The sequence below is a fragment of the Microcoleus sp. D2_18a_D3 genome (assembly GCF_036702455.1).
In the GTDB taxonomy this organism is placed as follows: domain Bacteria; phylum Cyanobacteriota; class Cyanobacteriia; order Cyanobacteriales; family Microcoleaceae; genus Microcoleus.
In genome coordinates, this window is sequence record NZ_JAUBTK010000127.1 from 1 (window position 1) to 13,072 (window position 13,072).

Below are 13,072 nucleotides of genomic sequence, written 5' to 3' on the forward strand. Positions count from 1 at the left end.
TCTGCAACCGTTACGGGAACTGTTTTATCTTCTAGCGTCAGGGAGATATACCACCCATCAGCTTCTCTGATAACTGTACCCGTCTTAACTTTGAATCCTGTTGGTATTGGACGGTGGAAAACCATAGGCACTTGACCTATTTTTGCGAGGCTAATACAAATCCTATCTTGCTCATCCTTGACAATAGCTAAGTTATCTAGTTGAGGATAAGTGAAGGATTTGTAGTAGTGAAGCCCTTTGAATCTGGGCTGACCTCTACGATTGCCGTTTTTATCGGGCGTGGTGAAATTTGAAAAAGAAGTTTCAATTCTGTTGACGACATCTTGCAAAACCTGAGAATCCAACGCTTTGTAGTCAGGAAATAGTTTTTTTGTCTTTTTTAGGTCGGCAAGTTGTATCGTTTGCCACTGTACATATCCGCCTTCAATGTTCGAGAAAATATCACCTTTCTTGGTCAAAGGATTGCCTGACTCATCCTTTTTCCTGCCGTCCCTAGTTTGCACCCTAATCAAAGGAATATTTTGATAAATTTCCTCAATCGGGACTAGAGAAACAATCAATGGACAGGCGTTGATAGGTGTTCTCGTGGCTGACCACCACCTAAATCTTTCACCGAGTCGGTAGTTGTACTGCCGGCGACAGAGTTCTAGGTGAGCCACAATAGTTATTAGCTGGGCTTTTGTGGGTTTGAGGCGGTATTTGTAAGTGAGTTGCATTTTTTAACTTCTTTTTTTCGACCTACCTTAATGTACCATTTCTTTTGATTTAATGTTTAGAAAGTACATCAAAATTAAAGGTACTCGCAATGTCTAACTGTCGGTTTCCGTACCTAGACCCGACGCTTCTGGACATCCCTACGGTAATTTATTCGGGGTACTTCGCGCAGCGCTCAGATTAATCCCCTCTAAATATACCGAGGGACTTCCCGGCTGGTAGTTAAATGCCGATCGACCGAGTTTACAAAAATTAACGATCGCCCGATAAAACGATCGCAGCATTCTGCCCGCCAAAGCCAAAACTTAAACAAACCGCATTTCTGACAATAGCCGATCGCGCACAGCGAACAAAATCTAATTCAAACCCCGGTTTTTTCATTCCCACGCAAGGCGGCAACATCTGATATTTAATACTCATCAAACAAAAAGCCACGCCCAAAGCTCCCGAAGCTCCCAAAGTATGACCCGTCGCCCCCTTAGTCGAACTAACAGCAACTCCTGGGTGAAATAACTTCTCAATTAACAGTGCTTCGTGTCGGTCGTTTAACTCAGTTGCAGTACCGTGAGCATGAATAAAATCTATATCAATCGCCGCTAAATTGCTGCGTTTCAAACATTGACTTACCGCCGCGATCGCACTTTCCCCCCCCAGCTCCGGGAAATTAGCATGACAAGCATCATTTGTCAAGCCTAAACCGGAAACTCGACCGTAAATTTTAGCACCACGACGCCTTGCCAACTCGGCCGATTCTAATACAAATAAAGCCCCGCCTTCACCGAGCACAAAGCCTTCCCGATTTTCATCAAAGGGATAGCACCCATTGTTTGCCAAAGCACCCATCCGGCTAAATCCAGCCAGAGTCAGCGGTGTGATAGGCGCTTCCACAGCACCTGCGATCGCCCGCTGACACTCACCAGTGCCGATTAAATCAACAGCACGGGCGATCGACCAAATACCCGTCGCACAAGCAGCCATCGGCGCCAGCACCGGCCCCATTGAGCCAATTGCCCTCGCCGCCGCGATCGCCCCCATGTGAGGCAAAAAATTCACAAATTGAGAATTGGGAATTGGGCATTGGGAATTGGGCATTGGGCATTGGGCATTGGGCATTGAGAATTCTCTTTCCTCTTCCTTCTCCCCTCTTCCTTCTTCCTTCTTCCTTCTTCCCTCTTCCTTCTTCCTGACATCCGTTACATCCGTTACAGAATCCGTTGCCGAACTTCCTTCTTCCTTCTTCCTTCTTCCTTCTTCCTTCTTCCCTCTTCCTTCCCTCGCCAACTGTTCCAAATTTGCCTGAAAACCTCGGCTAGAGCCAATAACAATTCCGCAATCGGGCAAAGGCAAAGTCAAATTAGCATCTTGCAAAGCATCTGCTAAAACCTGCCGAATTAAAGTTATTAGATCGGTCGGTTTTGTGCCAATTAAAGCCAAAGGTCGCCGTTCAAGTTCTATAAAAGGTTGATGTTGCCGAATTCCTGATTCCCCAGACAACAATCTTTTCCAGCTACAATCCAGAGTGCCTAAAGCAGAAACCAGGCCAATTCCCGTAATAACAACATCCACATCAGCCCTCAGATTCCCAAATTTTTAGTCATTAGTCATTAGTCATTAGTCATTAGTCATTAGTTATTAGTTATTAGTTATTTATGATTGGAACAAATTATTAACTACTAACCAACGACCAACGACTGATATCGTTTCCGGTTGCATCGGAATCATAAAATCGAGTCAACCATCAACCGTCAACAATCAGTCAGTTTTTCTACTCCGACTCAACAGTCAACAGTCAACAGTCAACAGTCAACAATCATCTCCATTGTGCAACCGGAATTGATATGACTACTGACTACTGACTACTGACTACTGAACAGGCTTAAAATTTTCCAAACCCTGAGTAACAGTAGCCTTCTCAATGCGATCGCCCGCTTGAATCTTATCAACAACATCCATCCCTTGCTTCACGTACCCAAAAACCGCATAGCTACCGTCCAAAAACGGTACATCGGTCAAAGTAAAGTAAAACTGAGAAGAAGCCGAATCAGGACTCTGCGATCGAGCCATAGCAACAGCCCCACGACTGTGCATCAACACGGGTTTTTCCTTAACCCCAGCTTCTTGTAGCGTCGCGCTGTAAGTCGGATTGGCAGCACCTTTAGCTTTAATTTCCAGAGGAATCCTGCGTTCTACAGTAGTTTTCGGGTCAATAAAACCACCAGTTCCCAGCCGCGCCGTAGGGAATTTAGGGTCTTTACCCTGGGGGTCTCCGCCCTGAACTACAAAAGGCTGAGGTTCCCGCACGACTCGGTGAAATACCAGCCCGTCGTAGACTCCTTTCTGAACCAAATCGACAAAATTGCCCGCAGTAATTGGCGCATTTGTGCCGTCGAGTTCGATCGTAATTGGGGCACCTTTAACCGTCATCACCACTGTTGCTTTTCCTTGCAAGCGTGGCAAGTTGCTAAATTGCGAACTCGCCGCTACAGCAGCAGGAGAAGGAGACGGAGACAAAGAAATATTTTCACCCGACGCCGGATTTGGTGTTGGAGTCGAGTTGGCAACAGGGGAACTACCGCATCCTCCGACAAACAAGGCGCCAATTATTAAAAGTGAGAACAACCACCGCTGAATTTTGATTTGCATTTGCATTTGTATTTTCACTTTGAGTTAATTACGGACTTTGCAACTAAAGATTTTAATTCAATAGTCCGAACTGTTTTTAGTTCGTAGTCTAAAACCAGCGATTTTCCGTTGATAGCGAACTTGCCTTGGAGCCTTGAAACCCTTATTCTACGGTTTGCAATCAAAAACTTTCGCAAGTATTGTTAATTGATAGATTCAAAAATTGGTAACGGGCTTACTCGCAGATCGATCTTTTTCACTTACCAGGTAGGTAAGGTGCGCGGCCCGGCGCACCCTACGAGACATTACCAATCTAAAATCTAAAATCGCAAATCGAAAATCCCTAAAGTCCTTCTAGGGGAACTTGCAAAAATCGAGCCAATTCGGCCGCTTGATTTTCCACTTCAGACAAAGCAATCGGCTGTCCGACTCTAGTCAGGGGAAACTGACGGCGGTCTTTGAGCTTAAGATAAATACTGCGGCGGGGATTGAGACCTTCTTTAATGTCTACCCGCACAGATTGCACCTCCGATGTCTTGCAATTAAAATCAAGTTTGCGGTTTTTGCCGGGAAAACCCCAGCGAAAGATCCGAATGTTACCAGTTTGTCGATCGAACTCGTTGTAACCGCCACCGACATCCCAGAGAATAGTCAGCCACAGGTAGAGCGCCAACAGCACGCCACAGACACCGTAGAAACTCATCGCAATGCCTTGGGGGATGAAAACAAGCTGAGTCGGGTCAGCAAAAGGCAGCAGGTTCACGTGCAAGTAGCTGGAAAGACCCGACAGCAGGAAACCAGTCCCTCCAATGCTGACAATCGTCCCCCACCAGAAATTGCTGAAGCGGCGGGAGCCCACAACCTGGTAGCGCAGGACAGGATCGATCGAGGTCGTTGTTTTTGCAGTCATAAAATTAAACAGCCTTAAAGCCAAATCTTAATTCAATTAGCCCACCGAGTGTCACGCTTCGCTGAGGCGATCGCGATCAAGCGGGTGGGGATTGTGTATCCACTCCTGCTAATTATGGTCAACTACCCGCCATCAAGCGGAGTACCGCTATGATGGGGGCTTGTATCTGAACTCCACCTCAATTCCGAAAACCTCGAAAGGATTTCAGCTTTGGCTTCACGGCTCGATACATGAGGGAGTGCTGACAAGACCCCGGTACTCATCCAGGCTTGCCGGACGAGCAACGTTCTAAGTGCGATATTTCGCGCCCCAACCAGATCTGCATGAAGTTGATGCCCACAGCATTCACAGCGGAAAATCAGCCCCTTGTTCGGTCGATTAGCCTTTGAGGTATGCCCACATTTAGGGCAACTTTGCGAGGTGTAATGTGCCGGAACTTTAGTAGCTAACGAGCCAACCAGCACAGCCTTGTAATCGATATAGCCATGCAATTCGGCAAACGACCATTGAGCTACGTTCCTGTTAGCTTTCCGTTGTTTCTTGCTTGCCCGTTTGCCCGATTTAGATTTAGTTCGATCGCGTATTCCGGTCAGATCTTCTAGTCCAATCAGGCTGTTAGGCTTGGCGATTTTACTCGCAATCTGGTGGTTCACATCAGCGATAAACCGTCTCTCCCGTCCCGACAAAGCGATTAATCTTCGCTTCGCCGAACGGGTGTCTTTTCGCTGTAGAGATTGTCTGGCTTTTTGATAACGGTTGGCTCGATGTCTAGCCGCCTTGCCCGAATAGAAACTCGACTTATTAGCTAAGTCTGTTTCGACTGCGAGGTATCTCATTCCCACATCTATACCAGAAATTCTAGTGATGTTCAGTGGGTCGAGAGTAGGCGTTTCCACCTCCAAGCTCACCATTAGATAGTAAGTCTTCGAGGATTTCTGGTAGACAATTTTAGCAGCACCGATCTTCTGGGACGCTCGCATCAGATCGATGTGCTTGTTGTAGCCATCAAACGGAACAACAATTCGACCATCCAGGGTGTTAATACTGACCCGTCGATCCTTTTTAAAGGAGTAGTCGCGCTGGTAATTAAGCGTACAAGTCCGCGAGGTGTATTTGGGAGCTCGATCGAGTCCCTTGTACCGCCGCTTGGTATACCCAGCTTTAACCGCCTCGCTATTCTGCTTGGCTTTAGTCCACAGCGTCTTAAAAGTCGCAGCAACTTGTCTTGGCACGTTACACGCCATCTGGGAACCAAGCCCAAATAATGCCCGTAGCTCCGAGTAGACCAACTTTTGTAGTTTAGCTCCGTTGCCAGATTTACCGTTATCAAATGCCACTTGGGATGCGTAGTTCAGCGCATCCCGATAGGCCAAAGAAACCTGAGCTACCGAGATTTTTTGCTCGGCAGTCAGGTTTAATTTGAGTTTGGCAGTAATTACTTGGCTCACCACTTCTTCAACAGATAAGAGGATAATCTTACCCTGTGAAGGATTTGAGTGCAAGCGCAGAGTGTTTGTTCGTCTCCTCAACCACCGCCACCTCGCCGCTTGGCGACGAAGGGTCAGTTGGATTGTTGCTGAGCATCGTCAACCAAGATGGCCTTCCTCTCAACCACGCTTTCATCGAGTACGCCTCTAGTGGGGGAATTCTGCTTTTCTAGTTGAAAAATTATGAACTTCTAATATATAGTTATGTTAACTTTAATTAGAAACCTTGGTCTTTTAACAAGCAAAAGGATTTTACCCCAATGACAATCGCAGTCGGACGCGCCCAGACCGAAAGAGGCATCTTTGATGTCCTCGACGACTGGCTCAAACGCGATCGCTTCGTCTTCGTAGGCTGGTCTGGCATCCTGCTATTCCCCTGCGCCTACCTAGCCATCGGTGGCTGGTTAACAGGCACCACCTTCGTCACATCCTGGTACACCCACGGTTTGGCAAGTTCCTACCTCGAAGGAGCCAACTTCCTCACCGTAGCAGTCTCCACCCCAGCCAACAGCCTCGGACACTCCCTGCTGTTCCTGTGGGGCCCCGAAGCACAGTGGGACTTCACCCGCTGGTTCCAACTCGGCGGGCTGTGGACATTCGTAGCCCTCCACGGCGCTTTCGCACTGATCGGCTTTTGCCTGCGTCAGATTGAAATCGCCCGTTTGGTAGGCATCCGTCCCTACAACGCCCTAGCATTCACCGGCCCCATCGCCGTGTTTGTTTCGGTGTTCCTGCTTTACCCCTTGGGTCAATCAGGCTGGTTCTTCGCCCCCAGTTTCGGCGTCGCAGCAATTTTCCGCTTTTTGCTATTCCTGCAAGGCTTCCACAACTGGACGCTCAACCCCTTCCACATGATGGGCGTTGCAGGCATCTTGGGCGGCGCGCTGTTGTGCGCTATCCACGGTGCAACCGTAGAAAACACCTTGTTTGAAGACGGCGAAGGCTCAAACACCTTCCGCGCCTTCAACCCAACTCAGTCAGAAGAAACCTACTCGATGGTGACAGCTAACCGCTTTTGGTCGCAAATCTTCGGAATTGCCTTCTCCAACAAGCGCTGGTTGCACTTCTTCATGTTGTTCGTACCTGTCACAGGCTTGTGGATGAGCTCCATTGGCATCGTCGGTTTAGCATTAAACCTGCGCGCCTATGACTTCGTATCACAAGAATTACGCGCTGCTGAAGATCCTGAGTTTGAAACGTTCTACACTAAGAACATTCTGCTTAACGAAGGCATTCGTGCTTGGATGGCTCCTACGGACCAACCTCACGAAAACTACATCTTCCCTGAAGAAGTTCTGCCTCGCGGTAACGCACTTTAAAAAAATCTGGATTTGGATTTCAGATTAATTTAAATTTTTTAAATTGAAATTGAAATCCAAATCCCTATTCCCCGGCGCAGGCCCGGTACTCCCGTGCCCTACTGGGGAACAAAAAAAACCCAAAATCCAAAATCTAAACATCGTTGGAGGTTCTACCGGGTGGTAACGCTCTCTAATTCCTACGCAAGCGGTCGCGACCAAGAATCCTCCGGGTTCGCTTGGTGGTCTGGCAACGCTCGTTTAATCAATCTCTCTGGCAAACTGCTGGGCGCCCACGTCGCTCACTCTGGTTTGATCGTGTTCTGGGCCGGTGCAATGACTTTGTTTGAAGTCGCTCACTTTATCCCAGAAAAGCCCATGTACGAACAGGGCTTAATTTTGATGCCCCACGTCGCTACTTTGGGTTGGGGCGTCGGCCCCGGCGGTGAAGTTACGGATATCTTCCCGTTCTTCGTCGTTGGCGTTCTTCACTTGATTTCATCTGCTGTTCTCGGTTTGGGCGGCATTTATCACGCCGTTCGCGGCCCGGAAATTCTCGAAGAATACTCTTCGTTCTTCGGCTACGACTGGAAAGATAAGAACCAGATGACCAACATCATCGGCTACCACCTGATTCTGTTGGGATGCGGCGCTTTGCTGCTGGTAGCTAAAGCCATGTTCTTCGGCGGTGTCTATGACACTTGGGCTCCAGGCGGCGGCGACGTGCGGGTCATTACTAACCCCACTCTGAATCCGGCTGTGATTTTTGGCTACTTGACTCGCTCTCCTTTTGGTGGCGAAGGCTGGATTGTCAGCGTCAACAACATGGAAGATATCATCGGCGGTCACATCTGGGTTGGCCTGATTTGTATCGCTGGCGGTGTTTGGCATATTTTGACCAAGCCTTTCGGCTGGGCTCGCCGCGCCTTAATCTGGTCTGGCGAAGCTTACCTGTCTTACAGCTTGGGCGCTTTGTCCCTGATGGGATTCATCGCTTGCTGCTTTGTCTGGTTCAACAACACTGCTTACCCCAGCGAATTCTACGGCCCGACGGGCCCGGAAGCTTCTCAAGCGCAAGCTTTGACCTTCCTGATCCGCGATCAACGCTTGGGTGCTAACGTCGGTTCTGCACAAGGCCCCACCGGTCTGGGTAAATACCTGATGCGCTCTCCTACTGGCGAAATCATTTTCGGCGGTGAAACGATGCGTTTCTGGGATTTCCAAGGCCCTTGGTTGGAACCCTTGCGCGGTACTAACGGTTTGGACTTGAACAAAATCAAGAATGACATTCAGCCTTGGCAAGCTCGCCGCGCTGCTGAGTACATGACTCACGCTCCTTTGGGTTCTTTGAACTCTGTGGGTGGTGTGGCGACTGAAGTTAACTCGTTTAACTTCACTTCTCCTCGTTCTTGGCTGTCCTGTTTCCACTTTGTGATGGGTTTCTTCTTCTTGGTCGGCCACTTGTGGCACGCTGGTCGCGCTCGCGCGGCTGTCGCTGGCTTTGAGAAGGGTATCGATCGCGAAAATGAACCAGTGCTGGCTATGCCAGACTTAGACTAATCGATCGAATTTATTTCTGATTTGATTGTCTAATCGAAAAAGGCTCCTGCTTAACGGCAGGAGCTTTTTTTTGCTCCAATATCTGGAAAAAGCTGCGGATTGTCGATCGACCATTCTCCGATCCCACTAGCAGCAGATACAATCCTAGAGGTAGAAACCCGATTTCTGAGTTAACCTTTTGAATTCCATGCTGTTTCTTTCCGTAAGCTCGTTCCTCAGCGAGCTTTTGCATCCAGGACTGAGATATTTCGGTGCGACCTTCATCGGTGGCGGTGAATGACTCTGCAACTCTTGAAACTTGACAATTTTAATGCGTTGGGGTAAAGAGCTTGCAAGGCAGGCTCTACAAAGTTTATATTTAAAGTACAAAAGTTGTAATCCCACAGAATTGAAAGTTGCAATGGAAAGTTGCAATTTTAAGGCTGATCGCTACAGGTGCAAAACTAATGGACGATCGCCATCAGGATATTTATATTTAATTAAATGGCTGTGCTTGCCGAATTTTTTAACAGGCACAAAACTTTTGGGCCGCTTACTATTATTGCTAGGAAAGCAAAAGATTAATAATGGACTCATTAAAGATCGAAAATGTCAAGGTGAGGTTCGATCGAGCAAATTTGCTCGAACGCATCGCCAACCGCATTCGCCGCTCTCTAGAACTACCCGAAATTCTGAGCGCAACAGCAGCAGAAGTTCAATCGTTCTTGGGAACAGACAGAGTAAAAATCTACAAATTTCATAGCGACGGTAGCGGTGAAGTGATTGCCGAATCAATTAACGGCAACCGCTTGCCATCCCTATTGGGGCTGCATTTTCCAGCAGACGATATTCCCCCTCACGCCCGCGAAATGTTCGCGCAACTACAGGTGCGATCCATCGTCGATATAGATTCCGGGCTGCTAGGCCAAAGTCCGCGCCGCGAGGCGGTTTCCGGCAAACTGCTGCCCGACGACGAAATGCGCTTTCGCGCGGTTGACCCCTGCCACGCTGAATACTTGACTGCACTGGGCGTCAAGGCTTGCTTGGTAGTACCAATTTTTCACGGCGAAGAATTCTGGGGGTTGTTGGTATCTCACCACTCCGAGTCGCGGAGTGTGACAGAAAACGAACTCCAAGGCGTTCAGACGGTGGCAGATCAGCTCGGCGTCGCCATAGCCCAGTCAACCCTCCTCGCCCAAGCAAGGGCGAAAGCTCAACGGGAAGCTGCCGTCAACCGCGTCGCCACAGCCCTTAACTCCCAGCCGGCGATTGAACTCCAAACAGCTTTGGCAGAATCGGTAGCAGCACTAGATGCCGCCGGCGGCAGGCTGTGCATTTTCGCCACGCCATTCGTTTGCGACAGCAGCAAGGTTACGAATCTAGTTCCCTATTCGGATAACTCCACTCGCGAACTCACAGTCTACACTTGTGGCTCAGGGCCGAAGATGCCAATTTCGGCCAAATACCCGCAGGTTGAGCAATACAGCGTCTGGCACGAATATTTTAAATCCGGCGCTCAACAGGTTTGGGCAATTCCCGACTTGTACCAAATTAGCAGTTTGAGAAGCCTGCAACCTGCATTTCGATCGACCAAAATTCGCAGCATTTTAATCGTACCGCTCACAACCCGCCAGCACATATTCGGTTACTTGACCATTTTTCGAGAAGAATTTGACACCGAAACTCTCTGGGCTAGACAGTTTGATAGCGACGCGCGGCTCGCCCAATCTCGGATATCTTTTGAAGCGTGGAAAGAGTCAAAACCTGCCCAAATTCGCGAATGGAAGGCTGAAGAAATTGAATTACTCCTAATTTTTGGCAGCCAGTTTTCTAATGCTATTAACCACTACCAACTAGATCAACAAATAGACGAACTTAACACAAATTTAGAAAATCAAGTTCAAAAGCGCACTGCTCAACTACAGCAGTTGACCCAACAGCAGCGAGTCCTGTTTGAAGTGGTGGCAAAAATGCGGCAATCCCTCGACTTAAACAAGATTTTTAGCACGATGTCCCAGGAAGTGCGGCGGGCTTTAAATGCAGATAGAGTGGCAGTTTACCGCTTCGATTCCGCATCAGAATTTAAGGACGGCGAATTCGTTGCCGAGGATGTTTTGCCAGATTTTCGGTCAGCAATGGCAGTCAAAGTGCACGATCGCTGCTTTGGAGAAAACTACGCCAATCTCTACTCTCAGGGGCGAGTTCACGCCATGTCTGACATCACACAAGCCGGACTGGAAAATTGCTTTCAGCAAGTCTTGGAGCAATTTCAGGTCAAAGCTACTTTAGTTGCACCGATTATGAAAGGCAACGACCTTTGGGGGTTGCTGTGCGTACACCAATGTTCGGCTCCCCGCAACTGGGAATCTTCCGAAATTAAGTTTGCTACCCAAATTTCCGCTCAGCTAAGCATCGCTTTAGAACAAGCAGATTTGCTCGCTCAAACTCAGCAGCAAGCAGTTGAGTTGCAGCGGGTAGCAGAGCAGGAGCGAATACTGTTTGAGGTAGTTGCTAAGATTCGACAATCTCTCGATTTAGATACAATTTTTCGTACTACAACTACAGAATTGCGGCGGATATTAAAAGCCGATAGAGTTGGCATTTATCGCTTTGATCCTAGTTTAAACTTTAATGAAGGCGAATTTATTACCGAAGATGTTTTGCCTGGTTTTTCGTCGGCAAGGAATGTAAAAGTTCGCGATCATTTTTTTAGCGAAAACTATGCTAAAAAATATAGTCAGGGACAGATTCAAGTGCTACAAGATGTCGAAAATGCTGGACTTTCAGACTGCCATGTTGCTCTTTTAGCTCAATTTCAAATTAGAGCTCAGGTGATTATGCCGCTGATGAATGGCAGCCAACTTTGGGGTTTGCTGTGCGTGCACCAGTGCAGCGGTTTGCGCCATTGGAACACTTCGGAAATTCAGTTTGCTACGCAAGTTGGAATTCAGTTGAGTGTAGGATTAGAACAAGCAGATTTGTTGGCTAAAACGCGGCAGCAATCAGTTGATTTGCAGTGGGCAGCCGAGCAACAGCGGATACTGTTTGAAGTGGTGGCCAAGATTCGAGAATCTCTCGATATCAACGCGATTTTTCAGACTGCAACCCAAGAAGTTTGTCAGTTTATGCAAGTTGATAGAATTGCTGTCTATCAATTTAATCCTGATTGGAGCGGCCATTATGTGGCAGAGTTTGTGAAAGATGGCTGGATAAAATTGGTAGGGGAAGGTATCAGTACGGTTTGGCAAGATACTTATTTGCAGTCAAATCGAGGCGGCAGATATGCCAATAATGAAACTCTAGCCGTTGACGATATCTATCAAGTTTGCCACTCGGAGTGTGACCTTGGTATTTTAGAGCAATTTCAGGTGAAGGCTTATGCGAGCGCGCCGATTTTTGTAGGACAAGAACTTTGGGGTTTGCTGACAGCGTATCAACATTCTGGGCCCCGCTGTTGGGAAAGTTCAGAAGTCAACTTTTTAGCTCAGATTGCCAATCAATTAGGCGTAGCTATCCAACAAGCCGATTTGCTGGCTCAAACCAGACGCCAAGCAGAACAAATCGCTCAAAGTTTAAAAGATTTGCAGCACACTCAAGCTCAATTGATTCAAACTGAAAAAATGTCTGGTTTGGGGCAACTGGTAGCCGGGATTGCTCACGAAATTAACAATCCCGTTAATTTTATTTATGGCAATCTCAATCACGCTAGTGAATATACTACTAGCTTACTGAGTTTGTTGGAACTTTACCAGCAACAGTATCCCGCTTATAGTCCTGAAATAGACAAATTGAGTGAAGATATTGACTTAGAATTTCTGCTAGAAGATTTGCCAAAATTGCTATCGTCAATGAAGGTGGGAGCCGATCGCATCCGTCAAATAGTTCTGTCTTTAAGGAATTTCTCTCGTCTTGACGAAAGTCAAATGAAGGCGGTTGATATTCACGAGGGCATTGACAGCACGCTGTTAATTTTACAGCACAGGCTGAAATCTAATGCGGACGGTGCAAACATTGTGCTAGTGAAAGAATACGGCATTTTGCCGCGAGTTGAGTGTTATGCTGGACAGTTGAATCAGGTGTTTATGAATGTAATCGGGAATGCGATCGATGCTTTGGAATCGCACAAGTTGCTCGCTGGTCAATCTGTAGCTCCTCAAATTAAAATCTCGACTGCTGTGGGTCAACTTAATGGTACTATTCCTAGCGCGCTGATTCGGATTTCTGATAACGGTACGGGAATTTCGGAATCTATGAGACAACGCATATTTGACCCTTTTTTCACGACTAAGGCAGTGGGAAAAGGTACTGGATTGGGACTGTCAATTAGTTACCAAATTGTGGTAGAAAAACACGGCGGCGTTTTAAAATGCAATTCGGAAGTGGGGAAAGGTACTGAGTTTGCGATCGAGATTCCGCTTCGACAGCAGTCATTAGTCATTAGTCATTAGTCATTAGTCATTAGTCATTAGTCATTAGTCATTAGTCATTAGTCATTAGTCATT

10 protein-coding genes are annotated in these 13,072 nt (G+C 47.5%); 4 read left to right on the plus strand and 6 right to left on the minus strand.

The genetic code is table 11. The features are described 5' to 3' along the window. The 5 genes from QUB06_RS32240 to QUB06_RS32260 form a co-directional block, all read right to left on the minus strand. The coding region (locus QUB06_RS32240) for a transposase (protein ID WP_333438747.1) at nt 1-716 on the minus strand (716 nt) is incomplete at its 3' end. Nucleotides 717-966: 250 nt separating this feature from the next. Continuing rightward, entirely contained in the window at nt 967-2,280 is a 1,314-nt protein-coding gene (locus tag QUB06_RS32245) for a beta-ketoacyl synthase N-terminal-like domain-containing protein (RefSeq protein ID WP_333438748.1), read from the minus strand. 297 nt (nt 2,281-2,577) lie between these two features. Then, on the minus strand, nt 2,578-3,363 hold the full coding sequence (locus tag QUB06_RS32250) for a peptidylprolyl isomerase (protein WP_445251443.1): 786 nt from the start codon (nt 3,361-3,363) through the stop codon (nt 2,578-2,580). Nucleotides 3,364-3,679: 316 nt separating this feature from the next. Continuing rightward, nucleotides 3,680-4,246: a photosystem I assembly protein Ycf4 gene (locus QUB06_RS32255; RefSeq protein ID WP_333438750.1), complete on the minus strand. Its 567-nt coding sequence runs from the start codon at nt 4,244-4,246 to the stop codon at nt 3,680-3,682. A gap of 122 nt (nt 4,247-4,368) precedes the next feature. Further along, nucleotides 4,369-5,694: a transposase gene (locus QUB06_RS32260; protein WP_333438751.1), complete on the minus strand. Its 1,326-nt coding sequence runs from the start codon at nt 5,692-5,694 to the stop codon at nt 4,369-4,371. 44 nt (nt 5,695-5,738) lie between these two features. On the opposite strand from QUB06_RS32260, the gene QUB06_RS32265 reads away from it, so the two are divergent. The 3 genes from QUB06_RS32265 to psbC all read left to right on the plus strand — a co-directional run bounded on the left by QUB06_RS32265 (nt 5,739) and on the right by psbC (nt 8,591). Further along, a complete protein-coding gene (locus QUB06_RS32265) occupies nt 5,739-5,906 on the plus strand; it encodes a hypothetical protein (protein WP_333438752.1) in 168 nt (55 codons plus the stop codon). 87 nt (nt 5,907-5,993) lie between these two features. Beyond that, on the plus strand, nt 5,994-7,052 hold the full coding sequence (gene psbD / locus QUB06_RS32270; protein ID WP_006635450.1) for a photosystem II D2 protein (photosystem q(a) protein): 1,059 nt from the start codon (nt 5,994-5,996) through the stop codon (nt 7,050-7,052). 159 nt (nt 7,053-7,211) lie between these two features. Next, entirely contained in the window at nt 7,212-8,591 is a 1,380-nt protein-coding gene (gene psbC / locus QUB06_RS32275) for a photosystem II reaction center protein CP43 (protein ID WP_333438753.1), read from the plus strand. Nucleotides 8,592-8,601: 10 nt separating this feature from the next. Here the strand turns inward: psbC and QUB06_RS32280 are convergent, their stop codons facing one another. After that, nucleotides 8,602-8,823, minus strand: coding sequence for a hypothetical protein (locus QUB06_RS32280; protein ID WP_333438754.1), 222 nt, complete (start codon nt 8,821-8,823; stop codon nt 8,602-8,604). 334 nt (nt 8,824-9,157) lie between these two features. Between QUB06_RS32280 and QUB06_RS32285 the strand changes: the two genes are divergently transcribed. Next, nucleotides 9,158-13,018 (plus strand): GAF domain-containing protein, encoded by a 3,861-nt coding sequence (locus QUB06_RS32285; RefSeq protein WP_333438755.1) that lies wholly within the window; start codon nt 9,158-9,160, stop codon nt 13,016-13,018. The last annotated feature ends 54 nt before the right edge of the window (nt 13,019-13,072 follow it).